Annotated in this window: 18 protein-coding genes and 1 CRISPR repeat array; of the genes, 10 read left to right on the plus strand and 8 right to left on the minus strand. The window is 45.8% G+C overall.

All coding sequences use genetic code 11. The features are described 5' to 3' along the window. Window positions 1-366: 366 nt before the first annotated feature. From RLO19_RS24340 to RLO19_RS24355, 4 genes are all read right to left on the minus strand, one after another. A complete protein-coding gene (locus RLO19_RS24340; RefSeq protein ID WP_446359981.1) occupies window positions 367-858 on the minus strand; it encodes a hypothetical protein in 492 nt (163 codons plus the stop codon). Between the two features lie 271 nt (window positions 859-1,129). Beyond that, window positions 1,130-1,758: a CRISPR direct-repeat array (repeat unit 36 nt; unit sequence GTTTCCATTCCAATAGTTTCCCCAGCGAGTGGGGAC). 349 nt (window positions 1,759-2,107) lie between these two features. Continuing rightward, entirely contained in the window at window positions 2,108-2,389 is a 282-nt protein-coding gene (gene cas2, locus RLO19_RS24345) for a CRISPR-associated endonuclease Cas2 (protein WP_446359982.1), read from the minus strand. Window positions 2,390-2,785: 396 nt separating this feature from the next. Continuing rightward, window positions 2,786-3,781, minus strand: coding sequence for a CRISPR-associated endonuclease Cas1 (cas1, locus tag RLO19_RS24350; protein WP_446359983.1), 996 nt, complete (start codon window positions 3,779-3,781; stop codon window positions 2,786-2,788). A 516-nt stretch (window positions 3,782-4,297) separates the two neighbouring features. Next, entirely contained in the window at window positions 4,298-4,792 is a 495-nt protein-coding gene (locus RLO19_RS24355) for a hypothetical protein (RefSeq protein WP_446359984.1), read from the minus strand. 366 nt (window positions 4,793-5,158) lie between these two features. Between RLO19_RS24355 and RLO19_RS24360 the strand changes: the two genes are divergently transcribed. The 3 genes from RLO19_RS24360 (at window position 5,159) to RLO19_RS24370 (ending at window position 7,214) form a co-directional block, all read left to right on the plus strand. Continuing rightward, a complete protein-coding gene (locus RLO19_RS24360) occupies window positions 5,159-5,788 on the plus strand; it encodes an RNA polymerase sigma factor (protein ID WP_446359985.1) in 630 nt (209 codons plus the stop codon). A gap of 87 nt (window positions 5,789-5,875) precedes the next feature. Next, window positions 5,876-6,628, plus strand: coding sequence for a hypothetical protein (locus RLO19_RS24365; protein WP_446359986.1), 753 nt, complete (start codon window positions 5,876-5,878; stop codon window positions 6,626-6,628). A gap of 412 nt (window positions 6,629-7,040) precedes the next feature. Further along, a complete protein-coding gene (locus RLO19_RS24370; protein ID WP_446359987.1) occupies window positions 7,041-7,214 on the plus strand; it encodes a hypothetical protein in 174 nt (57 codons plus the stop codon). Between the two features lie 172 nt (window positions 7,215-7,386). Here RLO19_RS24370 and RLO19_RS24375 read toward each other — a convergent pair whose 3' ends face one another. Beyond that, window positions 7,387-9,030 (minus strand): CPBP family glutamic-type intramembrane protease, encoded by a 1,644-nt coding sequence (locus tag RLO19_RS24375; RefSeq protein WP_446359988.1) that lies wholly within the window; start codon window positions 9,028-9,030, stop codon window positions 7,387-7,389. Between the two features lie 342 nt (window positions 9,031-9,372). Between RLO19_RS24375 and RLO19_RS24380 the strand changes: the two genes are divergently transcribed. The 5 genes from RLO19_RS24380 (at window position 9,373) to iscB (ending at window position 20,553) form a co-directional block, all read left to right on the plus strand. Continuing rightward, window positions 9,373-10,725 (plus strand): histidine phosphatase family protein, encoded by a 1,353-nt coding sequence (locus RLO19_RS24380; protein WP_446359989.1) that lies wholly within the window; start codon window positions 9,373-9,375, stop codon window positions 10,723-10,725. A gap of 165 nt (window positions 10,726-10,890) precedes the next feature. Further along, window positions 10,891-11,646 (plus strand): Uma2 family endonuclease, encoded by a 756-nt coding sequence (locus RLO19_RS24385; protein WP_446359990.1) that lies wholly within the window; start codon window positions 10,891-10,893, stop codon window positions 11,644-11,646. A gap of 244 nt (window positions 11,647-11,890) precedes the next feature. Continuing rightward, window positions 11,891-17,662, plus strand: coding sequence for a GAF domain-containing protein (locus RLO19_RS24390; RefSeq protein ID WP_446359991.1), 5,772 nt, complete (start codon window positions 11,891-11,893; stop codon window positions 17,660-17,662). A gap of 137 nt (window positions 17,663-17,799) precedes the next feature. Then, on the plus strand, window positions 17,800-18,960 hold the full coding sequence (locus RLO19_RS24395; RefSeq protein ID WP_446359992.1) for a VWA domain-containing protein: 1,161 nt from the start codon (window positions 17,800-17,802) through the stop codon (window positions 18,958-18,960). Window positions 18,961-19,269: 309 nt separating this feature from the next. Beyond that, window positions 19,270-20,553 (plus strand): RNA-guided endonuclease IscB, encoded by a 1,284-nt coding sequence (gene iscB / locus RLO19_RS24400; RefSeq protein ID WP_446359993.1) that lies wholly within the window; start codon window positions 19,270-19,272, stop codon window positions 20,551-20,553. A gap of 127 nt (window positions 20,554-20,680) precedes the next feature. Here iscB and RLO19_RS24405 read toward each other — a convergent pair whose 3' ends face one another. Genes RLO19_RS24405 through RLO19_RS24415 form a run of 3 tightly spaced genes read right to left on the minus strand, consistent with a single transcriptional unit; the run spans window position 20,681 to window position 22,957 of the window. After that, on the minus strand, window positions 20,681-21,298 hold the full coding sequence (locus RLO19_RS24405; protein WP_446359994.1) for a hypothetical protein: 618 nt from the start codon (window positions 21,296-21,298) through the stop codon (window positions 20,681-20,683). Window positions 21,299-21,334: 36 nt separating this feature from the next. Beyond that, window positions 21,335-21,754 (minus strand): hypothetical protein, encoded by a 420-nt coding sequence (locus RLO19_RS24410; protein ID WP_446359995.1) that lies wholly within the window; start codon window positions 21,752-21,754, stop codon window positions 21,335-21,337. 12 nt (window positions 21,755-21,766) lie between these two features. After that, complete coding sequence (locus RLO19_RS24415) at window positions 21,767-22,957, minus strand: hypothetical protein (RefSeq protein ID WP_446359996.1); 1,191 nt, start codon at window positions 22,955-22,957, stop codon at window positions 21,767-21,769. Between the two features lie 901 nt (window positions 22,958-23,858). Between RLO19_RS24415 and RLO19_RS24420 the strand changes: the two genes are divergently transcribed. Further along, entirely contained in the window at window positions 23,859-24,818 is a 960-nt protein-coding gene (locus tag RLO19_RS24420; RefSeq protein WP_446359997.1) for a GAF domain-containing protein, read from the plus strand. A 234-nt stretch (window positions 24,819-25,052) separates the two neighbouring features. Then, window positions 25,053-25,343 (plus strand): hypothetical protein, encoded by a 291-nt coding sequence (locus tag RLO19_RS24425; protein WP_446359998.1) that lies wholly within the window; start codon window positions 25,053-25,055, stop codon window positions 25,341-25,343. The last annotated feature ends 208 nt before the right edge of the window (window positions 25,344-25,551 follow it).

Genomic DNA, 25,551 nt, shown 5'->3' on the forward strand with positions numbered 1-25,551 from the left:
TGTTAATTGGTCTTGTTTTTTCGTTGCAATTTCGTTTATTCAGTGATTTTTATTTTGGTGTGGGTAGTTATTATCTGTCCCTTTTCTAGGGGGACGACACATCTGGTTATTTTGTGGGGACACGATGTTAATAGGGCATGGCAATGCGATGCCCCTACGATAATTCAGGGATATTTAATTGGGTGGGGGTAGATATTATCGTGCACTTTTCTAGGGGGACGACACAACAGGTTATTCTGTGGGGACATGATGTTAATAGGGCATGGCAATGCCATGCCCCTACAATAATTCAGGGATAATTGATTGGGTGGGGGTAGATATTATCGTACCTTTTTCAAGCTGCGGCTTCCTCAATTAACATCACCATTATTCTTGCCCTGAAATATCAGGATAAACCACACTTGCCCAAAAGCTAAACTCTTGTGCTACGGCTAATCCCAACCCAGTTAACCCTAAATAGTCATCCGTGTTCATCGCCGAAACTTTTAACTGATCTAGGGTCAGATTGGAGGTTAGGGATAAGGTTTCTAGACAGCGAAAAAATTCCTGAATCACCTCTCGTTTCCCCTCCTGATTTCTAGCCGCTTTTTTTTCGACAGAGAGTTGGTCAGGGTGGGGGTCTGGGGGTTTCACATTACACAAAGCAATTTCTTCTGCCCGAAGACGCATCAGACCCCAAGTGGAAAGGTAAGTATAGAGTTCAACTGCCTGATTTTTCTGTTCTTTGAGGTGATTACGGTATACCTTGTTACTGATTTTTGCATCAGCTAAGGCTTGGTCATAGCGCGATCGCAACTGAGTTAATGCTTCGTAAACGGGAGTACCAAGGGTGCGTGGGTCAAAGGTGGTAAAGGACATGGTTTAGTAATGGAGAATACGGGGGAACGGAGAACAGGAAATTCTTAAAAACCTCTATTTAAGAGGTTTATGTATTAAATTACCTTCATTTTGTTGATTTGCCATCATCTGAAATTATTTAAGCTGTTCGCCATTTAAACCATAATGTCAAGAATTGCGAGATCCTTGTAGTGCGAGCATCTTGCTCGCTACTAATACCCAATTTAAATGCATTACAGCTTATTGTCTGGAAGTCGCAAAAACCCCCCATTAGTCTGAGTGCTGATGGGAGGTTTCCATTCCAATAGTTTCCCCAGCGAGTGGGGACTTTTGGTTCTCCCGCTACGGGGAAAGTGAAACACAAGTTTCCATTCCAATAGTTTCCCCAGCGAGTGGGGACTGAGGCTGGGCGGCGAACAATACCAGAGGTAATGGTTTCTTGTTTCCATTCCAATAGTTTCCCCAGCGAGTGGGGACTGTTTGATGTCTGCATTGCGATCGCTTACGTCTGTAAATGTTTCCATTCCAATAGTTTCCCCAGCGAGTGGGGACTTGACTATTCTAATATGGTGCTGATGCGAGTGACTATCGCGTTTCCATTCCAATAGTTTCCCCAGCGAGTGGGGACATGATAAGGGTGTCACATAAACAAAGGACGACTTATGAAGTTTCCATTCCAATAGTTTCCCCAGCGAGTGGGGACTATATCATTCGATGCAGTATCGTGCTGCTCTGGAGGAGTTTCCATTCCAATAGTTTCCCCAGCGAGTGGGGACTTTGCGGGCAGAAGCCTGCAATCAGGGAGATGGTCACGTTTCCATTCCAATAGTTTCCCCAGCGAGTGGGGACCCATCTGCAATTCTTCCCACCCTCAGAAAGCCCAAAGTTTCCATTCCAATAGTTTCCCCAGCGAGTGGGGACAGCCTCATCTTAAACCCTTGCCCTGTCTGAGGTCTAGAGGCACTTTCCGACGCTCACCAATTTTGACCGAAAAAATCCGAAAAATCTCCCTGGAAAAATCGCTGAAACCCTTACAGGGAAAGCGACCGACGCTCACGACGAAAGAATAAGCCTTTCAGCCATTTTGCTTGAGCGTCGGTTGTCATTTGTCCTTTGTCATTCGTCATTTGTATAGCAGCTACCTGGTAGGTTAGGACATTCCTTACTGTTCCCTATTCCCCCTCTCCCCATCTCCCCATCTCCCCATCTCCCCCTCTCCGCGTCACCCCCTCTCCGCGTCTGCTTCACTACCAACCCTATTACCGAATCCCTATACCACAAAACTTCCAGGCGCTTGCGCTACAGTCGGTCCAATTCCCCAAGTTTCCACCTGCGCCAGGGTATGCCGGGATAAAGGATAAAATCGCAGACTATCTTCAGAAAGCTTAACCTTTTTCTGAAGTCGCGATTTTAACTCATTAAACTTCTTCTGACTCAACACCAACTCAAACACCGAATATTGTACCCGTTGACCATATCCCTCCAATAAATCCGCAATTTTTTTACGCCGCTTATCATCTGGAATATCGTAAGCTATCACATAAAATAACATGAGCGTCTTTTAAGTAAAAATTCAAAAGTCAAAAGGCAAAAGAAAATAATTGAACTTTATAGCAGTAGACACATTGATTAAGACAAACGAACTGTTGTAGTGGCGTAACCCAGTTCGTAGTGAGGGCTTTAGCCCTGTAAAGCTAGACGGAGCGAGAACTAAAGTTCTCACTACAAACAAAGCCCTATTTTAGATGGGTCACGCCAGTAGTGGACTGACACAGCTAAAATTGTGGGATAGATTTATGGTTAAATCGGGCGCACAACCTGCGCCCCTACAATTCTAATCCACCAATTAAGGTGTGCCACGCCAAATATCTCCCCCTCTCCCCCTCTCCGCGTCCCCGCGTCCCCGCGTCTCCCTGTCCCCTACCTCACCAACAGCAACCCCTAGGTATCAATCAATGCGATAAGGCTGATAACCTTGACTGGGTTTGTAGATAAACTGCTTATACGCTGAAACTTGCGAATTCAGCAGATGCCAACGGGGTGCCTTTTCCGAAGAATCCTGCACTTGAATCAACTCTTCCATCCGTTGAATAAACGTTTTCAGATACCTGCGTCGTCCCGAATCATTCAAATAACATCCGCCATCTTTATAGACAAAATTCGCCTTTTCATCAATGAATTTGCGATGAATCATATACATAACCAAAGCATCCACCAACGGAGCGCGAAACTCCTCAACCAAATCGCTAGCTAACGCCGCATGACTTTGAGTTCCCTGATGCAAACAAGCCTGATAAGGATCAAGTCCCTGAATTTCAATTAACGCCAGTAAATGATTCCATAAAATCTGATAACCGAAACTCAACATTGCATTCACCGGATTGCCAGGAGGGCGGCGAGTGCGGTGGGTAAACACAAATGCAGAATCAGACAAACACTCACCAAATCCCTCAAAATATTGAGCCGCCCCCGCCCCTTCAAACCCCAACAAACGTTCAATTGAATCCGCTTCACTTGCCTGAGTTGCCAAATAATCCAACTGTTTCAGCACCTTTTCTAGCCTTGGAGACGAACGACGCCGCCGCTGTCGCCGCAACAGAATCCGAGAATTTTTCAGCTTAGCTGTAACAATCGCCCGTGCCGTTTTCAACCGTTCACCAAATCCCAACTGTTGCTGATAGTGAGCCAGATGACGATATCCCCGTTCAATTGACATGATTCGCCCGTAACAGTAGCCCATGCGAGACAAATAAGCAATGGGAATATTTCGCCACAAACAAGCCCGGATGGCTTGGGTGGTGAGTTGGGATTTGCCAAAGATTAAAAGTTGTTCAATCAGAGGTAATTTCACTTGAGCAAAAAGAGTTTCACCTTGTTTAATCATCAAGGTTTCGCCTTGGAGATTAACGTAACAGCCAGATTGAAAAACATAGAGGGTTTTCATGGTTCAATATAATTCAACTCGTTTCTTTACTCCTTTAGTGACAAAGTTCACAGTTTTGTGACAACTTAACGATTATAGGACTTACGCAAAGGTTCTAGGGGAGACGCGGGGATGGGGAGACGCGGGGATGGGGAGACGAGGGGACGCGGAGATATTTTTATTAGGGGTGTTTGACCGGACATGATATTATTTGATGAATTAGAATTACGCCCCAAAACCGTAGGGGCGCATGGCGTGCGCCCGATTCAATGGTAAAGTCTATTCCACAATTTTAGCTGTGCCACACCAGTAGTGGCTCGGCACACCTCATTGGGTGGATTAGGCTGATGAAAAGAAAACTTGTATTGAGGCTAAAGCCCCTACTACGAACCTACTCTATTCCACATACGACTTAACAGATTGACCGAGTAAGCTGTTGTGCATTAAAACTGTATATTATTCAGTTAGCAAGCAAGCCGTAAAACCCTCTCCCCATCTCCCCTTCCCCGCGTCTCCCTGTCTGTCTCAACCAGCAAATTAAAAGCGTGACAGCCTACCTGTATCCCCATACTCGGCTCTTTTTGACTCAAGCAGTTCCTTAACGCTCTGAGGCAAAGAAGTAAATTTACCATCAATATCCCCATCATATAATCCTTGACGTTGTAACGAGGTTTGCAACTCCTTCAAACAGTTTTGTTGTCGGATTTCCCGAGTCTGTTGGAGAAGTTGCTCACACCATTGCCGATCTAACAATTGCTTTAACTCATCCTGTTGATAGTTGATAAAATCTTCGTTAATTAATCCCAATTCATGAGCTAAAATATGGTCAGCTTCGTCAATTAGAAACTCAAGCCAAGAGTCGGCTTCAGCCTGCTGGAGAATGTTACTCAGACGTTCCGCCTGGGAGTGGGTGAGTTGGCGTTTAGATGCCAAGGTGAGATATTCATCAATTAAGCCAGCATATTGTAAAGATTTGTGAATGAGTACCTCGTCGCTCATCGATTGTTCCTCACTGTGCGTTCCCATAATCATGATCGTTCTCGTTGTTTTGAGCTAATTCCACGGTCAGACAAGCGTTCCGTAGGGGGTACAATACTTAAATTTGGATAAGTCCAGTGATTAGTGTTTGAGTCTGTCGGTTCGTGACAGGATTTTCCCTAAAAATTTAGTAAAGATGTGGCGCTTTCGGTATTCCATCAGCCTGAGAGTCAGGGAGCATGTCACCGCCAGTAGGTTGGTAGTGAAGGAGACGCGGGGACACGGGGACACGGGGACACGGGGAAATTTTTATTAGGGGTGTTTGACCGGACATGATATAACAATCAAAAGATGGAGCAAAACTGTCACAATCGTTACGGCTAGTTCACTAACGGTTGGGAAACGTTTGTGAAGTTTGTTATGACAGGTGCTCAATCCCCCAAGTCATTGTCTTCCCCAGAAGATGCGATCGATGCAGCCGTGACAGAAATACTCGAAAAAAATAATCCTCATGCTTATTCCACCCTCACCTTTATTCACAGAAGCCTCATGCAATATAACCTAGCCAGCCGAGTTGAACCCTACGAGGTTCTCAATGAGGCTTATGTTAGGGGAAAAGACTATATTCATTCTGGGGGAAGCATCCGCAATGCCCACGCTTGGTTAAAAAGTACGTCTCTCAACATTATTCGAGAACTTAGCCGTAAGCACCAAAAGGAACAGTCTATCACGCCTGAGTTGATCGAATTAATCCCCAGCTTGGTTCACTTGACTGATAGTACACTGACACCGCAAGATCTAAATCAGAGATGGAACGCCCTTTTAGATGCCTTAAATACCCTGAGTCGCACAGAGCCAGAAGGAGTCCGGCTGTTGTGCTTAAAAGCTCAAGGACTTTCCTGGAAAGAGATTCGCACTCATCTGATTCAACAGGGTACAGCCGTGAAAACTGAGTCCACATTGCGCCAGAAAGCCTGTCGTGCTAAGAAACACCTGCGAAAACTCTATCATTCCCAAAGGATTGATACCGCCGACTTGCTGCTTCCTTGACGGCGGTTTTTCATTGCAGCAAAAGAGATTTGACCCTAAATTAATGATAGGTTGAGAGTACCGCACGATCTTGCTGCCGTAACTGATATGCCAGACTTCTCATTCCTTTCCCTGATTGTGGCGCAAACCCCTCCAACCCCGATACCATCTCCTGATTTAGAGTTAATTAAACAGCAGATGGAGTTTTTCAAAGATGCCAATAGCCAGTTGACAGAAAGTTTTAATGCATTTATTGGCACTCTTAACCTCGCCTTTGTCCTCATGGGAATATTTCTAGGAATTTTAGGCATTGTCGGCACATTCTTCTACGGAAAAACCCTCAACGACATCAAGCAATCTGTTAATAACATAGTTGACCAAGAAGTGAATCGAATTGTGTCACAAACAATTCGCGCCAAGGTGGATTATCTCCAAAAAGTGCTAGAACGAGAAGAAGTGATTGGCTGGATCACCATAGATTATCTCTTACCCACCAATCAATCTGTGCGACCACCCCAGGAATTCAAACTGCTACAAAAACGGGGATTTCAGGACGTAAAAATTCGCTACCGAGTCCCAGACAGCCGTCGCCGTAGTCGGGATATTTTAGTCTTAGATTTAGTTAATCATCAATTACCGGACTCGGAAATTGTCACCGTTATCAATCAGGTAATAGACAATTTAGCGCCAACATCTGTTTTAATCGTTTATGTCAGCGGTATCTCGAAACCCGTTGAGGAACTCAAAAAGGGTAAGAAAGTCGAGTATTACACCGTTGCAAATAACCGCATCTCCCTGATCAGTGCAGCCGTGAATTGTGCTTACATTGCCGATGCTTTACGTCAGGGAGATGATCTTTGATATCCAGTTTTTGAAGGCTGACGGGGGGAGGGGGAGACGCGGTGACGCGGGGACGGGGGACAGGGAGACGCGGAGACGCGGTGACGCGGGGACGGGGTGATAAAAGGAACTCGTTAAAGTAGCTTTGACAGTCGGCTAGTCAGCTTTGAGTGAGAATGGTTTTATTGGCAAACATTTATCCGAAAATTCACCACCATTCTGCCTTTTATACAAGTCGCGACTGCGCCTACTAAATTTTGTCCGATTTATCCTATCGAAGGATTGAACAGCGATAGAATGTGGGTTAAATAATACATCTTCCCGTTAACAGCGGTGGGTTACGGCTGATTGTTCATTGAATGGCTATCGCTTCGGTTTAAATTCCGCCTAACCCACCCTACGTTTTTGAGATCCAAGCACCATTGTAGAGACGTTGCATGCAACGTCTCTACTCCTCGATCTGATTAAGCACTACCGCGACATTGACTTCGATGCGTCGCAAATGCACCTAACCGATGCTGAAGTGAATGCGATCGCGAAACTATTTATCCAGGAGTTGACTCGAAGCATCGACGGAAAACTCATCGCTGACGCTGCGCCATGGTGAAGAGATGGAGACTCAACACTCAGTAGGGGCGGGCGCGAGTGATATCAGGGTGACAACCTTCCCGTTAATAGTAAAACCCGCCCCTACATTTGGAAAGGGCGGGTTTTGAACAAAGGTTAGTATCAATAGCGGAACGAAAGCCCATAAACCCGCCCCTACAAACCATGCTGTTTCAACTTCCACCACTGCCTAAAATGATTAAACTCAGTAACGTCCCACTATTCCAGAGGCTGTGAACCAGCATGGGAGCTAGAAGATTGCGCGATCGCGTGTACACGACTCCCAATACAATTCCTAATGTGGCGAGGGGTAAGACTTCCGACAGACTCAGGTGTGCGATCGCAAAGATGAGACTACTGGTCACAATTGCTCCCCAAACAGGCATATAGCGCGTTAACGAAGGTAATAAAAACCCTCGGAACATAAACTCTTCAAACAGGGGTGCAGCAATGCAAGCGGTGCTAAAAAATATCACGATAGCAACTGTATCCTGTCCTTCTAGCACCAGAGAAAGAATCGGATTACTCCCCCCTTGCCCCTGCCATAATTTTTGGTTAATCAGTGAAACCAAAATAACCAGAGGTAGAGCCACAAGATAGCCACCTAAGCCCAAAAGAATCCCTTTCCTGCGGAATTTAATCTGAAACCAATCCTCTGGCAAGGGGAAAAAATGCTTGATTGAAAGGTAAAGTACTCCCAATCCGGCGGCGGCTAGCAAGACATAACTCATTAAAATATAGAAGGCTTGCATCCGTACTGTGAAATTAGCCGGATCAAGCTGGAACACGACCAGAAAAATTGGCAGGATAAAAATAGGAAGGAGGATTTGACCAATAAAGAAAAAGCCGAGAATCAAGACTTGCCAAATCGTTTCTCCATCCCAAGGCGTATCCCAAGGCATATCGCTGTTGGTGGCTAGCAGCGATCGCTCTCCTTGAAGTAGCCACTGACCTAGCAAAAATAGCAAGAGTCCCACCCCGACAATACCCCCAATTCCGGGAATGGCACTAATGAGAGTTAACTTAAGCAGGGCTTGTTTTGCTCTCTGTTGTTCTTGAGCTTGTAAGGACAATAAAGCATCTTGACGCTGTTGAAATTGATAAAGCTGAAGCAATGCTCGATACTGGAACCAGCTATCTAAATTTCGTTGAATTTTTGACTCAGCATCTGGTAAGATACGGGGTGGATCATGCCAAAGACCGGCTAATACGGCTGCAATTTGGGCGGATGGCGTTGTCGCTGGAGCGGTACTTTCGAGAGTTTCTTGCTCAATCAACTCATTCCATGTCTGAATCGCCACCTCTGTTTTACCCTGTTGAGCTTGCAGCAGTCCCAAGCGCACATTAAGTTCATCAATGAGCTGTTCTGTCTGAGACAATGATTTTTGCAACTGCTTTCGCTGCTGGGAGGTCATCGGAACCTCGTCAATGGGAGCGATTTGCATTTGCGGTTTAGCCAGCTCATCACCGATAGATGTCGCGACATCCTTGTTAGAGGAGAGTTGTTCGAGTTTAGCGATTATTTTCGATTGAGTCGTCTGAGCTGTTTCCAGCACTTGTTCATATTGGTTTTGGGCGTTTTCAAAAGGATTATCACCGAGCAATGCATTCCGCGCTGCTGTCAAATCCTCTTCCCCTGATGTGACTAAACTCTGCCCCTCGGCTGCATGGAGTAACAAATTTGTTTGGTAAAGTTCTAAGCGACTTTGGATTTGAGGTTTACCCCAGCTTTCAACCAAAGAGAGACTGACTTGTAAGATTACAGCAATCGTCAGCACTGCCAAAATCAAGCGTTTAAGTAATAACCCAGTGTTCATGAACCCCCCAAAAAAAGTAACAAGTCATAAGTCATAAGTTCTAAAAAAAGGTTTAGTAACAAATGTCACTGTTTTTGTTCAGACGTGATCTGTCGCGTTTTGACTTTTCACGGGAAGTCTTGAAACCCTGTTGATAGGGAAGATACACAATAAAAATTGACAGCTCCCAGACGCGCCATGGCGCGTCTCTACATGCTCCCCCAGATCCCCCGCCTTTTTGTACAACCGATGTGCGGTTAAACTGAAAATGACCCTGATATTTGAAGATACCCCAAGGATGCTACCAGGATTTGGGTTAATCTGGCTACTATTCATAAATTTGGTAACAGAGGAGCAAAAGGATTGACTACTCGCGTCATTATTGTAAGGCACGGTCAAAGCAGCTATAATTCCCAGCAACTCATTCAAGGACGCTGTGATGAGTCCGTGTTGACTGAAAAAGGAGCTGCCGATGCCCGTAAGGTGGGTGCTGTTCTCAGTAGCCTGAGCCTTGATGCTGTCTATTGCTCTCCCCTCCAACGAGCGAAGCAGACAGCAGAGGTCATTCTACCCTATTTGTCTGGCTCACCCCCTCTCCAGGCAGCAGAAAACCTGATGGAAGTCGATTTGCCCTTGTGGGAAAAATTGGCTAAATCAGACGCCCAGGCAAAATTCCCGGCGGAATATCGGTGCTGGAAAGAACGCCCGGATGAATTCTATATGGAGATTTCTACGCCGGAGGGAACCCGAAAACATTTTCCCGTCTTGGCACTTTATCAACAAGCGCAGCAATTCTGGCAAGAGATTCTACCCCGCCACCAAGACGGCACGATTTTAATCGTGGCACACAATGGCATCAATCGCTGTTTGATTAGTAGCGCCTTGGGTATTTCTCCAGCCCGTTACCAATCCATTTTGCAATCAAACTGTTGCATTAATGTTCTAAATTTTACGGGCGGTTGGGGTGAACCTGTACAACTAGAGTCTCTCAATCAAACTTCTCATGTCGGTACGCCTTTACCGACGCCTCGCCCTAATAATAAAGGTTTGCGTCTTCTGCTGATACGTCACGGGGAAACGGAATGGAATCGTGTCTCCCGCTTCCAAGGGGGTATTGATATACCATTAAATGAGAATGGTCGCCAACAGGGACAGCGGGTGGCTGAATTTCTCAAAGATATCCCCATTGATTTTGCCGTTACCAGTCCCATGCTACGTCCCAAGGAAACGGCTGAATTGATTCTCCAGCATCACCGTGGCATTACGCTAGAATTTGAAGAAAAGTTTCGCGAAATTAATCATGGACTTTGGGAGGGTAAGTTAGAGTCAGAAATTAACCAGGAATACGCTGAGTTATTGCATCAGTGGAAAGTCGCCCCAGCTACTGTACAAATGCCCAATGGCGAAAATTTAACCCAGGTATGGGAGAGATCTACAGCCGCTTGGGATAGGATAATTGAATCAAAAGCTGTATCAGCTTCGACAGAACTAAAAACGGGTCTGGTTGTTGCTCACGATGCGATTAATAAAGTTATTCTTTGTCATGTCTTGGGATTGAGTTCAGAATCATTCTGGAGTATTAAACAAGGGAATGGGGGTGTGAGTGTGATTGAATATGCTCAAGGGTTAGAGAAGTTACCTGTTGTCCAGGCGATGAATATTACGACTCACCTTTCTGGAGATATTTTCGACCGAACTGCTGCTGGTGCTTTATAACTCCTGAGACATAAGTTTTGACATAGAAGATTGAGGAAAGGGCGACCCAATCGTCTGTAGGGGCGGGTTTTACAGATAATATGCAAGCCAAAAGGGGTAACTTATGTAAACCCGCCCTGTTTCTGGAGTTTTTTATTGTTCTTACCTACTTAGTAGTTGGAAATCATGTTTCAAACCGACCCGCCTCAAGACCCGAAAAAAGTTTTACCCACAATGTATGAGCTCAAGAGCGAAGACCCAGAGGAACCTGGTTTGCCTGACAAATATCACCTACTACAAGCGCGTTTCCTTGAAGATACCTTCTATCCTCCCAACTACCCAACTAATCGCATTTTTGTTGCCAGGGATTTGAATCTTTACTACAATCCACGCCAACCCAATTGGTACAAACGCCCTGACTGGTTTGCTGTGGTGGGGGTTGATCGACTCTACGAACAACGGGATTTACGAATGAGCTATGTGGTGTGGCAAGAAGAAGTTAATCCTTTTGTAGTGGTAGAACTGATTTCACCGGGTACTGAGAAAGAAGACTTGGGACAAACGTTGCGGGAAGCGAATCAACCGCCGACAAAGTGGGATGTCTATGAACGTATTTTGCGCGTTCCCTATTACATCGTGTTTAATGGTCGCACGAACCAGCTAAGAGCGTTTCAATTAATGGGTAGTCGCTACACCGAGTTAGACGTTAGTGAACCGCGTGTATGGATGGACGATATTCAGCTAGGGTTAGGACTGTGGCAGGGTTTCTATGGGGAATGCGATCGCATCTGGTTACGTTGGTATGATGCACAAAGCAATTGGATTTTGACTCCCTCAGAACGAGAAAGACAAGGAGTTGAACGCGAAAGGCGACGGGTAGAGAGATTGGTAGAACAATTGCGATCGCTTGGCGTTGAACCAGATTTGGATTTGGAGGTTTAGTTGTCTTCTGTCATCTGCCTTGTCTCCACTAAAGTTTAAGAAAAAATAAGTTCTCACTTCTGGAGAAGAGGCTGCGGATTTTTTCAAAGTTTGGCAGTATAAAGAATAGGTATGTGCTGCTAGTGCAGTGTGACGGAAATAGTCCTACAGTTGATCAAGAGGAGAGAGAAAAAGTATATAACATCAACTTTACAGCCTTGGAGTTTGTTTGTTCCAGCTACAGCCTGCGCCCTACCCACTTATTATGCAGCCTGACATCACCGCCATTACCTTACCTGCTTTAGAGCATTTTATTGACTATCATCCCCTCACGATTGAGGCTAAAGCAACTCTAGTTGAAGCGATCGCGTTATTAAATCAAGGACAATCCTTATCGGGGTACAAGTTTGGGCAAATTGCCAGAGAACCTGAATTTTCACGTAGCTGCGTCTTGGTGACTGAAAACTCGGCGTTGATTGGCATGGTGACAACGGGAAAACTGATTGAACTGATCCGAGCTGGGGTGAATTTCCAAGACACCACGGTGGCTGATGTGATGGTGCGATCGCCTCTTACCTTAACCCGATCCGATTCCTGTCATCTTTTTTCGGCATTATCCCTATTCGATTGCTATTCGATTCATCATCTCCCAGTTTTGGATGAGAAGGGTAAACTTATTGGTATTATCACATCCAATAGTATTTGTCAAGAGTTACCTGCCCTGAATTTGCTCCAGTCGCAACCTGTAGCGGCGACAATGACGACTTCTGTGCTGCAAGTCCCGTTAACCACCTCTATCCTGGAACTGGCAAAACAGCTAATCGAGGCTAAGGGAAATTGTGCGGTAGTGATTCGGGAAAGGGACATGGGGGATGAAAGGAATGGGAGAGAGTTTAAAAAGAGTGCGATCGCGGAGAACCCATCCTCGGTTTTTGCCAATTCTATACCTGTAGGATTAATTACAGAACATGATTTAATTCACTGTTTGCAACTGTCAGTATTTGGACTGGATTTGTCAAAAACGCCAGTTTCTATGGTGATCAAAAAACCTCTGTTTAGTCTCCATCCCGATGATTCATTATGGCAGGGACTTGAACAGATGCGGCAAGTCGGACAAATCCCTCAATTAGTCTACCAATCTCCGGAAAACCTCCTCGGTATTTTTACTCCAACTGACATCATAAAAGCCCTTAACCCCCTAGCACTGCTAAATCAAGTTGAGCAATTACGAGCCACCATTAGCCAACAAGCCAGCCAACTTCAGCAAACCATTCATGACTTAAGCCAAGCCGAAACGACTCTAGAAAATAGCCACAAGCGTTTGCAATTGATTCAGAAAATTGCCAGCACTCCCACATCAAACGGGAGAGACTGGCAAAGTGAATTCAGTGAGTTGACAGACAGAGACTCAGCCTCCCCTTGTCTTCCCTCCTCCTCATTAGCCGAAATTCCCCGCGATCATCCAATTGAGCCGCCTCAGGTTGCCCACATCGTCAAAACAGCTACAGAACGGCTGGAATTGATTCTTCGCGCCTCCCAGGATGGATTTTGGGATTGGAATATGATGACTGGGGAAATTTATTTTTCTCCCCGATGGAAAGAAATGCTGGGTTACGCCGATTGGGAATTACCCAACGAATTAGCCTCTTGGGAGAAAGTAATTTTTGACGAGGATCGGATTGCCGCCTTAAAACTGGTTGAAGACTATAACAGTGGTAAAGTTTCTCGCTTCCAAGCCATTCAGCGCTTCCATCATAAAAATGGCTCAACTGTTTATATTTTGTCCCGGGCGATTCACCAGAAAGATGTCGCCGATCGAGTGATCCGCATGGTGGGGACTCATACCGATATTACCGATCGCAAGCAAGCTGAGGCAACCCTACAAGCAGAGTATTCCTTTAAAACCCAGCTAATTGAACGGATGGCAGAAGGGGTTTGTGTCTGCCATAGTATTCAGACGTATCCCTATATCAGATTTACGGTTTGGAATCAGCAGATGGTGGAGATTACCGGGTATAGCGTTGAGGAAATCAACCATCGGGGCTGGTATCAGACATTCTATCCCGATCCGCAAAAACGAGCTAAAGCGATCAAGCGGATTGCTCAGATGCAACGAGGGGAGGATTTAGTCGGGGAGGAATGGGAAATCATTCGTGCTGATGGGAGTAACTGCATAATATCGCTCTCCACATCCAGAATCGAAACCCCAGAGGGTCAGAGTCATATCTTAGCCTTAATTCAAGATGTGACGGAGCGCCTGAACGCTGAAACCAAGTTGCAGCAACAAGCCGAACGGGAAAGGTTAATTCGCGCGATCGCACTGCGGATTCACCAGTCGTTGGAATTGGAGGACATTCTCCATACCACGGTGACTGAAGTGCGACAGTTTCTGCAAACGGATCGAGTATTAATTTATCGCTTCAATCCCGATTGGAGTGGAGTGGTAGCGGTAGAGGCGGTTGAATCACAAGAGTTATCGGTATTGGGACAAACCATTTATGACCCCTGCTTTGGTGAGAAATTGGCTGAGCGTTATCGACAGGGTAGCATTCACTTCGTCGAGGATATCTACACCGCCAACATTCAACCCTGTTATCAAGATTTTTTAGCCGATTTACAGGTGAGGGCAAACTTAGTCGTACCGATTTTACAGGGTACCCGATTGTGGGGGCTACTGATTGCCCACCATTGTCATTGTCCCAGACATTGGCAAGCCGTTGATATTGACTTACTACAGCAACTAGCCACCCAAGTCGCGATCGCGATTCAACAGTCTGAATTGTATCAGCAGTTATCCACAGAACTAACTGAACGTAAACAGGTGGAAACCGCACTGCGACAGCAAGCCGAACGGGAACGGTTAATTAGTGCGATCGCCCGCCGCATTCGTCAGTCGTTAGAATTGAAAGAGATTCTTAACACCACAGTGACAGAAGTGCGGCAGTTTTTGCAAACGGATCGGGTGTTAATTTATCGCTTCAATCCCGACTGGAGTGGCGTGGTAGAAGTCGAGTCTGTCACCGTGAACGAGTTATCGGTATTGGGACGCAGAATTTTTGATCCATGCTTTGGTGAAAAGTCGGCGGTGCGTTACCAACAGGGTTATATTCACACCCTAGATGATATCCACACCGCGAACCTTGAACCCTGTTATCGCAACTTTTTAGCCGATATACAGGTGAGGGCAAACTTAGTCGTCCCGATTCTACAGGGTGCTAAACTGTGGGGACTGCTGATTGCCCACCACTGTCATCTGCCCAGACATTGGCAGTCTCAAGAGACAGAATTGCTGGTGCAACTCGCCACTCAAGTCGCCATTGCTGTACAGCAATCGGAACTGTATCACCAAGCCCAGGCAGATTTAACCGAACGCCAACAAGCAGAAGCTGCATTACAACAGCAACTCCAGCGCTCACTACTGCTCAAACAAATTACCCAAGACATTCGCCAAAGTTTAGACGCGCGACAAATTTTCCAAACCACCGCCACTCAAATTGGTCAAGCCTTTCGCGTCAATCGTTGTGTGATTCATACCTACGTCGAAGAACCTTCCCCACAAATTCCGGTTGTGGCTGAATACTTAGAACCCGGTTACTCGTCCATCCTAGATGTAGAGATTCCCACTCAGCAAAATCCCCACATTCAGCAGGTGTTAGCCGCAGATCGCGCGATCGCCTCGAACAATGTTTACGAAGATCCCTGGTTACAAACTGCTACTTTTGTATGTGACCAGGTTAACCTCAAGTCTATGCTCGTCGTGCGGACATCCTATAAGGAAAAACCCAATGGCGTGATTTGTCTGCATCAGTGTGATCAGTTTCGTCAATGGAGTCATGATGAAATTGAATTACTCGAAGCCGTTGCCGATCAAGTAGGGATTGCCCTTGCCCAAGCCCAACTCCTCGAACAAGAAAAGCGTCAACGCCAGCAATTATCCGAACAAAACCTGGCACTAGAAAAAGCCAAACAGGTTGCCGAAGCCGCTAACTGCGCCAAAAGTGACTTTCTGGCAACCATGAGTCATGAAATTCGCACGCCGATGAATGCGGTGATTGGCATGACGGGACTACTGTTGGACACACCACTGGATCACGAACAAACCGAATTTGCCGAAACCATCCGCCACAGTGGCGAAGCCCTGCTCACGATTATTAATGATATTCTCGACTTCTCCAAAATTGAGTCCGGCAAACTGGAGTTGGAGGAACAACCCTTTAATCTGCGAACCTGCATTGAGGAATCTCTGGATCTGCTGACTCCCAAAGCAGCAGAAAAGGGGATAGAACTGGCGTATCTGTTTGATCCCCAAACCCCCAGCACCATTCGCGGCGATATTACCCGACTGCGCCAGATTATCGTCAATTTGCTCAGTAATGCGCTTAAGTTTACCCATACCGGAGAAGTTACGGTTTCTATTTCCTCCCAGGTGGTTAGTCCCCAATCATTAGATCACCTCTTGACGAATCACAAGGAACAACAGTATGAAATTTTGTTTGCGGTTAAAGATACGGGGATCGGAATTCCCCAGGATCGTTTAGATCGTTTATTTAAGGCTTTTAGTCAGGTCGATTCTTCCACCAGTCGCCACTATGGGGGTACAGGATTGGGGTTGGTGATATCCAAGCGGTTGAGTGAAATGATGGGGGGCAGAATTTGGGTGGAAAGTGAAGTGGGGAAGGGTTCGATCTTTTACTTCACCATCATTGCCCCAGTCTGTATAATAGATAATCCCAGTCATTTGGATCTCAGGCAACCTCAGCTTGAAGGCAAGCGGATGTTAATTGTGGATGATAATGCCACCAATCGCCGCATTTTAACCCTACAAGGTCAATCTTGGGGTGTGGTTACCCGTGCAGCATCATCAGGGAGTGAGGCATTAGGCTGGCTACAGCAAGGTGAGACATTTGACTTAGCGATTCTGGATATGCACATGCCCGGAATGGATGGGGTAAATCTCGCCTCACAGATACGCCGACAGCCCCAGGGGAAAGAGATTCCCCTGGTTATGTTAACCTCAATCGGCAAGCCGGAAAATAGTGGTCAACTGGATGAAGCCAAGTTCTCGGCGTTTCTGACCAAGCCGATTAAGCAGTCCCAACTCTATAATGTGCTGATGGACGTATTAGTCGGTCAGCCGGTGAAAGTGCGCTCAGCCTGTGAGATTTCACCGACAATTGATCCGTATATGGGGTCAAACCTGCCGTTGCGGATTCTGTTGGCGGAGGATAATGTGGTCAACCAGCAAGTGGGGTTGCATATTCTGGGGCGCATGGGATATCGGGCGGATGTCGCCGCCAATGGGTTAGAAGTCCTCGAAGCATTGCGCCGTCAGTCTTATGATGTGGTATTAATGGATGTGCAGATGCCGGAAATGGATGGTTTGACCGCGACTCAGCGTATCTGTCAGGAATGGTCCACCCAAAGCCGTCCTTATATTGTGGCAATGACAGCTAATGCCATGCGAGGCGATCGCGAAATCTGTTTAGCCGCAGGTATGGATGATTATATCAGTAAACCGATTCGGGTTGAGGAACTGGTGCGAGCGTTGAAGGGGGTTCCAGAACCATCCAAGAAGCCAGCAAGAGGGCAGAGGCTTCCAGGGAAGGAGCAAGGAGGCAAGGTAGAAGGACATAATCACGGTTTAAACGGACATGATGTTATTGATGCCCAAGCTTTTCAACAATTGTGCGATATGGTCAAAGACGATCATGTCTTAATCCAAGTTATTGATAGTTTTTTGGAAGAAGCCGCCCAGTTATTGGGGGTGATGCACCAAGCACTGGATTCACAAAAAACCACACTTTCATCCCAGACGCTAACCACTTGTCAACAATCTGCTCACAGTCTCAAATCGACCAGTGGCACTGTTGGGGCAATTTACCTGTCTGAACTGTGTAAGCAGTTAGAAAGGGTCAACATTCAAGCTGAAACGGATAATCCATTAACATTAGTCATTGATCTATTGACACAAATCGATCAGGAGTATGAACAGGTAAAGGTGGCGTTACAAAATAAACGTCAGCTTTTGAAGTTTTGACTCTTTACTGGAGAAAAAGATCGTGGCGCGTGAGTTTCTTTCGGGGCAAGTCCTAGCAGCAGCAATTGCTACATTTTGAAGTGCGGAATCTGCGATATAATAACTCAATCAGCAGACCCTAATTAACTCTAAAAACAATGACCCAACCAGAACGGCTACGCCGTTGGCGACTTCTGTTAGGGAGTGGAGACGCTGATGGTATTTGCCAGGGGAATGGTGAGACAGAAGCAGGAGGTTCCTTCAGCCTAACTCAAACTGACCACGCGATCGATAATGCCCTCAGCGCCCTCTACGATTCTGACCGCAGTGGCGGACTCGGTAGTTCTTCCCCCAAAGTTGCCCGTTGGTTAGGCGACATTCGCACCTATTTCCCCTCATCAGTTGTGCGGGTGATGCAAAAAGATGCCTTAGAACGCCTTAACCTACAACAAATGCTGCTAGAACCGGAACTGCTAGAAGCCATTGAGCCAGATGTTCATCTTGTGGCGAATCTGCTATCCCTTAGCAGTATTATGCCAAGTAAAACTCAAGAAACCGCCCGCCGCGTGGTGCGTCAGGTGGTTGAAAAATTGCAGAGTAAACTAGCCAACCCCACCCACCAAGCCATAATCGGTAGCCTCAATCATGCCATTCGCAACCGCCGTCCCCGCCATAATGAAATCGACTGGAACCGCACTATCCGCGCTAACCTCAAACATTACCAACCTAAATACGGCACAATTATTCCCGAAACCCTAATTGGCTACGGACGCAAACGCAGTTCCTTACAAGATATTATCCTCTGCATCGACCAAAGCGGTTCCATGGCAACTTCTGTTGTGTATGCTGGAATCTTTGGGGCGGTGCTAGCCTCTCTCAGGGCAGTACAAACCCGAATTGTCGTATTTGATACTTCGGTCGTAGATTTAACCGACGCAGCGCAAGACCCAGTAGATTTACTCTTTGGCACTCAACTCGGAGGCGGAACAGATATTAACCGCGCCCTCACCTACTGCCAAGGACTGGTGCGCCGCCCTCAGGAAACGATTTTAGTGTTAATTAGTGACCTATATGAAGGGGGAAACCGGGAAGAAATGCTCAAGCGCGTGACAGCACTGCTGGGATTAGGAGTTCAGTTGATCACGTTGCTTGCCCTCAATGACGAAGGTGCGCCCATGTATGATCATTGGGTAGCTGAGAAACTCGCTGGATTGGGTATTCCGGCGATGGCTTGCACACCTGACCAGTTTCCAGATTTAATGGCAGCAGCAATTAAGCGGCAAGATATTACTCAATGGGCGGCAGCATGGGGTATGTGAAAATGGGGAGTGATTAGAGCTGAATCTGTAGTAAGCTGCAGGGAAATTGATATTACTGAATCGGTCAACTACCTACGCTAACCCCTTGGGGTATAGCGTAGGCTTGCAAGAAATTGTAAGCCGTGTTGACCAGCTTTAGTTCCTATTAGGAACTCCGTTATTTGAGTCATGACACCCTAGGATGCGTGCCAGTTTTAGGCTCTGTCGTCTGAAGTTAAACAGGCTATAGGAAAAACCAGTGCTTCAGACTTAAAAAGCTCTTATAACATTAGCGAGGCAAACTTAACCAGTAATGAGAGTCTCAAAGTAATGCGAGTTTTCGTTTTAGACAAAAACCTAAAACCTCTTGAGCCCTGCCATCCAGCACGGGCAAGAGAATTATTGAACAAAGGGAGGGCTAAAGTATTCAGACGCTATCCGTTCACTATCGTTTTACAAGATAGAACTGTTGAGAATTCTACAGTCCATCCTCATAGAATCAAGATCGATCCCGGTAGCAAAACAACCGGGATTGCTGTTGTCCAGGAAGAGACAGGACGTGTTACAAACGCTCTTGAAGTCTCGCACCGAGGACAGCAGATTAAGGACTCCCTTGAGTCTCGTAGATCGTTGCGGAGAGGTCGCCGTAATCGTAAAACCCGTTACCGTAAGCCCCGTTTTTTAAACAGGACTCGTCGGCAAGGCTGGTTACCACCATCTCTGGAGAGTCGAATTTCCAACATTGAGACTTGGGTAAGACGAATCAATAAGCTATGTCCAATTACAGCAATCTCTCAAGAACTTGTAAGGTTCGATTTGCAACAAATTCAGAACCCTGAAATTAGCGGAGTCGAGTACCAGAGAGGTGAACTGTTTGGTTTTGAGGTTAAAGAGTATCTTCTTGCCAAATGGGGTAGAAAATGCGCTTATTGTGGTGTTGAAAATGTCCCCTTCGAGATAGATCATATCCTAGCTAAAAGCAAGGGCGGCTCTAACCGAGTCAGTAATCTTTGCCTTAGCTGTCATTCTTGTAACCAAACTAAAGGGAATAAGCCCATTGAGGAATTCCTTAAGAAAAAGCCAGAAGTTCTCAAGCGAATCCTGGTTCAAGCAAAAACACCCCTCAAGGATGCTGCGGCGGTTAACGCTACCCGATGGGAGTTATATCGGAGGCTTCAATCGACTGGTTTACCTGTAGAGGTTGGTTCTGGGGGGCGAACAAAGTTTAACCGTAAGACCAGAGGAATTGAAAAAACTCATTGGGCTGACGCAGCTTGTGTCGGCGCTTCAACTCCTGAAAAGCTTCTGATGAACGGAATCAAACCACTAAACATCAAAGCTAAGGGGCATGGAAGAAGGCAGCGTTGCGGTACAAACAAATTTGGCTTTCCCATTCGCCATGCGCCAGCTCAGAAGTTCTTCATGGGATTCCAGACTGGGGACTTGGTAAAAGCTAATGTCTTAACCGGAAAGTACGCAGGTATTTATGTCGGTCGAATTGCTATTCGATTCAAGCCGAGCTTCAAGTTAACTACAGGAGGGAAAAGTTTTGACGTGCATCCAAAATATTTAAAGACCATTCACAGGGCTGATGGCTACGAATATGCATCTTAAAAACAAGGATTCGCTGTCGCTCAATTTATTATTTGGCGGCAATTCCCCAGACGCTAAACCATTGGGGGTACTCGCCTTGCGGCTCGATACGTCCCCCTCGGTTATAGCGTCCGCCCCCTTGCCGCATTTAAGATGGACAGTTCAGATCAATTAAAAATCCCCCTGCTTCAATCACAAAATCATCGAAATCATCATCACTCCCGACTTCCACCTGTCCTCCATCTTCCCAAGACACGCGAGTCCCTGTAATATTGCCACTTCTCCCCCCGGCTAAACTACCATTAAATCGAGCAAAGTTTTGGGTGGAAAGAATACTGCGTCGGGTTTGACCGGTAGGGCTCACGGATTCGAGGAAGAAAACATAGCGGTTATTGGCTTTAAACTGAAACTCGCTGAATCGATTGGGTACAGTTCCCCCCTCAACTGTTCCAACAAAATCTGATCGAGTCCCCAGATCATTTTGACCGCCAGAGGTTTCCACAGACTGGTTTGTGCCAAAAGCATCATAGGGTTTGACTTCCTGAAACAGAATCCTTTCTTCTCCGGTTGTTTCATTCCGCACACCCAAGGCGGCTTGGTAAGATCCGTGAGATTGCAGGAACTCAAATTCCACAATTGTATCCTCTGGGAATTGGATTGCCCGATTATCAAAGATATCCTGGGCTTGTATAGGTGTTGCCAATGTACCCAATAATCCACTCGCGATCGCGCCAATTAACCAATGTTTGCTGTAGAGTTGTTTCATTGCTAATTCCCTTTATTTTCAAAAAAACTCAAAACTTTACCATCCCAACAGCGCCGGATTTGATTGAGATCGGGTAGCATCTTGTAAGGTGACTCGTAAGGCTTCGGCTTCAGTTCTGAGTTGTTCTAACTGCTGACAAGCAACAGGTACTGGTAACATTTGTGTATCCGGCTCTCGGGCATAACGACGCACATCTGGGGCATTTTGCTCAAGTTGCGCGATCGCGGCGTTGCAGGTTTGAAAAGCCTCGGCTGATTCTTGGTTCAACTGTTGCACTCTCTCTAGTAACGCCGGATCTAAGCCGCCATCTGTTTCAAATAGGGGTGCAGTATTATTCCAAATATTCGTCCCCGTAATATCAGAATAACTGCGGTCAGCCCTGGCGGGCATCGCGGTTAAAATACTAGCAACCATCGCTAAAATGGGGACAACCCGAACAAATTGAATTTTACCCATCGGTTAACTCCTCTAAAAACGCAGTGCTGTTCCAGCACCAATAACAAATCGGGCTTCATCACCCGCACCCGCAACATCGCGCACGGCGGGGGTAATCACAAAGGGAATATTTCTAAAGGGGGCGATGGACAGCCCTAAGCCTAAATCTTGCCCCGTCCATTCAGCAATAAAACTGATTGGACGCGCCACTCGCAAGGCAATATTACCGAAAACGTTAATATTGTTAACCCCATCATCCACTGCACCATTAGAACGAAACTGTCCATCACCCACACCCACAGTAACAGCAATGCGACTGAATGCTTGGTCAAGGGATTCTTGGGTGCGGAAAATTTTAGTAATTACTCCATATTTTGACTGTTCAAAATCGTTGTTCGTGATATTCAAAAAGCCATTCCAACCCAAAGCAGCGGATAAATCTTGTGCAAATCGACGATGTAGCTTAGCATTAAAGCCACCATCTCCGAAGTTGTCGTCTGTGGTTTCTAAAGCATAGGAAAGTTCAACGCCCACGGCTTTATCCGCATTACCCACGCCAATCCCGACACCGCCTGTACCAACAGAACCGTCATCATCGCGCACTGTGGCTTGGTAGCTACCATTGAGAAATAGAGTATTGCGATCGGCACCATATCCCACGGGAATATAAATGCTTAACGCTGGCGACGCGCCAAACTCTTCAAAAGGTTCGGGTATCACTAATGGCGCAACAGGTTGGGGACGACGACAACGGCTAGGAGTTCCAGCTTGAGCGAGTTGATAAGAGGTACTTTCTCCAGCTAAGTCAATATTTTCAGTCGATTGTTCCAGACAGCTTGTATTAGTAGCAGCATCCGCAACCAATCTATCCAGGTTCAGTGTTTGTTCCTGAATCGTCTCAGGATTGAGCGTATTTGCATTTGAAAATTCTGTTCGATTCGTTGGAGTTGGAGTTAGTGTTGGTGTTTCATCTTCACGTTTGATTTGCCCTGTTTCTGGAACAACAGGAGGAGAGGTCAGATCAGTTTTAGGTAAGGAGTTCGTGGTGGTTTTTTGGAAAAACAGTTGTTCTTCTAATTGTTCAATAGTAACAATGGATTGACTGACTTGAGGAGTAATGTCAGACAGGTTGCCATTAGTATTAAATGGTTCTAAAGGAAAATTATCAGCATCTGAAGTCTCACCTGCTTGTGCAGTTAAGGCTCCAGCTAAAATTATGGTCACGGTAAAAACTGCTAAACTAGGAGGGCGCATAATTTTCATCTCACCCGAACTGAGTCGGAATACATAAGGGTTGATAAGTAGGCGTAGATGTTCCCCCAGAAAAGTCTTGCATTCTCTCCTGTAATTCATACGAGATTCCTGAACAAGATCCGGAATCAACAGGTTGTGAAGTCAAAAATCAACAGTAATACCAAATCCGCCTTCATTACCCCATGCAAGAGGAGGCGATTGAATCGCTGCTACAAAAACTTTCGTCCGCAAGGTAAGGACTAGGTTATAACGGGGGTAGCTAACCCGGATTTAGTATAAAACGGACAAAAATGGAGAATTTGCTAGGCAATTTACCCTTTTTCCTCGCATTTTTGACTAATTAACGTAATGTATTTTTTATAGTTCAAGAAAACTCTGTTTTTTAGTCAAATTCCCAGAGCAGCAGGTTGGTGGCAATCCATGCCCCTATGTTACATTATGTAAATTTTACTCAATCATTACTCCTCACAGATGACCAATAGCGTAAAGATTTCACACGAATCGTAGTAAAAGGAACAGATAGCATTCTAATCTAGGATTAGAGCAACCGTTCAGATGGATACCAGTCAGCTTCTCTGGTTAAATCAAAGATGATAACGGAAGCTTGCACAGAAATGTTCAACAAACCTGTCTCAGTCTTAATCGGGATGGAACGCCAGCGATACCCACCAAAGCATCACGGGCAAGACGTTGGGTTAGAGACAGTTAACCCCTGATTAAAGAACGAAAGATTTTTTCCCACCAAAAAGCGACTCAAGCAAGGTGTAACCAACAAACACAGTCGCTTGCTTCGTTACGTCACCTAGTTGTAAACCTATATGGAGGCGTGGCATTATTTTCCGATTATAATCTTTGATTGAACGGGATAGGAATGCCACGAAGAAAGATGATTCGGTCATTTAGTGTGCATCCCCAGTCTATTCCCACAGTCAAACAAGCTTGGCGCAATAAGAGTAATGGACGCGATCGCGAACTCGCAGAAGCACTAGGACTATCCTTAGATACCTTAAATCACTTTCTTAAAGGACAACCCGTTAAAGGACTAAATTTTGTCGAACTTTGTCAGGTCTTAGAATTAGACTGGCAGAACGTAGCTGGCTTAGATAGCCAGCCGGATCTGGTTTTTGACTCACCCCTTGAAGTGGGGGAGTTCCTAGCTTACTCCTACAGCAATGGGATTAGTGCGGTTGACCAAGCCTTACAAACACTGGTGAGAACACTCTGCCAACTTTTGGGTCGTCTCACCCGCAAAGTAGGGAATTTGCTTCGTGCTGATCGCACCAGTATTTTCTTATTGGATCGAGAACGACAAGAATTAGGTTCACTGATTGCCGAAGATGGAGACGGTGGTAGTCTCTTAATTGATATTCCTGCTGATAAAGGAATTGCCAGTCTCGCCGCCTTTTCCTTAAAAGTGATTAACATTCCCTTTGATGTCTATAATGATCCGCGCTCCGAGATGGCGCAGAAAACGGATCGCCGCACTGGATACCGCACCTATACAATTCTGGCTTGGCCCCTATTAAACGAGCAAAAAGATCTGGTAGCTGTTGTGCAATTACTCAATAAGTTAAAGCCAAACTATCAGCCGGAAGATGATCTACTCAAGAAGATTGATCCTCGTGGCTTCACCTCAGATGATGAAGTCCTGTTTGCTAAGTTTGCCCCTTCGATTCTCCAGATTATAGAACGATGTCAATTTTGTTACCAACTTGCCCAAAAACTCCGGGAAACGACTGATGTTAAACCCGGTAGTTTGCGAGAAGTTGAATTGGTCGAGCAACTTCAGCGACAGGAACGACAGTTACACAAACATCTCCAACGGATCTAAAGAAAACAAGGGCAGCAGGGGGAGCAATGTAGAGACGTGCCATGGCGCGTCTGGGAGCAACATCCTCAATTTTGACAGCAAGCCGGATCTGTGAACGAAGAATCCCCGCACTTTTAGGGCGGAGAGTGTCAATTAATATTTATTAACAAAGAAGGTAAGCCAATCAATATTCCTGAAAGCTGGATGAGTTTGAGTAGCTAGTAGTGTAACTCTAATGTCTTTAACTCTCTAGTCATGACATTTTCTCCTCTGACTCCGGTAACGAAAAAAAATCAGTTCAGTGCGGGATTATTATTGCTAGTTCTTTTCTCTTCTGGATGCAATAATCAACTCGATCCCTTAACTACCCAAACTTGTGCTGAGGCAGAAGCGGCTGTTGCTGAAGCCCAGCAGCAATTTGAGCAAGTTAAGGATAAATTAGTTAACTCAAGTCAGTCAGATAATCAGACGATTGATACCTCTATATTGCAACACCTGCAAGAAACGCAAGAGTACGCTTTTGAAATTTGCGAACAAGGAGGATAGTTAAACTATAGATATTCAGGTAATGTTTTCAGCGAGAAACACGAGCTTATCCGGCATCGGAAAAACAAATTCACAAATTGACAATGGATAATGAACAATGGATAATGACCTCTCCTTAAAAGAAGAGGATTGAAATTAAGGAAAATCTTTTTTAATTTCTTCGTAAACGAAGAGGTCTTAGACCCAATTAATCAATTGTCAATTATCA

The organism is Coleofasciculus sp. G2-EDA-02 (assembly GCF_040226375.1).
Taxonomy (GTDB): Bacteria; Cyanobacteriota; Cyanobacteriia; order Cyanobacteriales; family Coleofasciculaceae; genus Coleofasciculus.

What these genes read in the sequence shown, in the direction of transcription:
- cas1 (WP_446359983.1), bottom strand. Translation starts at nt 3,781, where the DNA reads ATGAAAACCCTCTATGTTTTTCAATCTGGCTGTTACGTTAATCTCCAA.
- RLO19_RS24390 (WP_446359991.1), top strand. Translation starts at nt 11,891, where the DNA reads ATGCAGCCTGACATCACCGCCATTACCTTACCTGCTTTAGAGCATTTT.
- RLO19_RS24340 (WP_446359981.1), bottom strand. Translation starts at nt 858, where the DNA reads ATGTCCTTTACCACCTTTGACCCACGCACCCTTGGTACTCCCGTTTAC.
- RLO19_RS24395 (WP_446359992.1), top strand. Translation starts at nt 17,800, where the DNA reads ATGACCCAACCAGAACGGCTACGCCGTTGGCGACTTCTGTTAGGGAGT.
- RLO19_RS24355 (WP_446359984.1), bottom strand. Translation starts at nt 4,792, where the DNA reads ATGATTATGGGAACGCACAGTGAGGAACAATCGATGAGCGACGAGGTA.
- RLO19_RS24385 (WP_446359990.1), top strand. Translation starts at nt 10,891, where the DNA reads ATGTTTCAAACCGACCCGCCTCAAGACCCGAAAAAAGTTTTACCCACA.
- RLO19_RS24405 (WP_446359994.1), bottom strand. Translation starts at nt 21,298, where the DNA reads ATGAAACAACTCTACAGCAAACATTGGTTAATTGGCGCGATCGCGAGT.
- iscB (WP_446359993.1), top strand. Translation starts at nt 19,270, where the DNA reads ATGCGAGTTTTCGTTTTAGACAAAAACCTAAAACCTCTTGAGCCCTGC.
- RLO19_RS24420 (WP_446359997.1), top strand. Translation starts at nt 23,859, where the DNA reads ATGCCACGAAGAAAGATGATTCGGTCATTTAGTGTGCATCCCCAGTCT.
- cas2 (WP_446359982.1), bottom strand. Translation starts at nt 2,389, where the DNA reads ATGTTATTTTATGTGATAGCTTACGATATTCCAGATGATAAGCGGCGT.
- RLO19_RS24365 (WP_446359986.1), top strand. Translation starts at nt 5,876, where the DNA reads ATGCCAGACTTCTCATTCCTTTCCCTGATTGTGGCGCAAACCCCTCCA.
- RLO19_RS24375 (WP_446359988.1), bottom strand. Translation starts at nt 9,030, where the DNA reads ATGAACACTGGGTTATTACTTAAACGCTTGATTTTGGCAGTGCTGACG.
- RLO19_RS24410 (WP_446359995.1), bottom strand. Translation starts at nt 21,754, where the DNA reads ATGGGTAAAATTCAATTTGTTCGGGTTGTCCCCATTTTAGCGATGGTT.
- RLO19_RS24425 (WP_446359998.1), top strand. Translation starts at nt 25,053, where the DNA reads ATGACATTTTCTCCTCTGACTCCGGTAACGAAAAAAAATCAGTTCAGT.
- RLO19_RS24360 (WP_446359985.1), top strand. Translation starts at nt 5,159, where the DNA reads ATGACAGGTGCTCAATCCCCCAAGTCATTGTCTTCCCCAGAAGATGCG.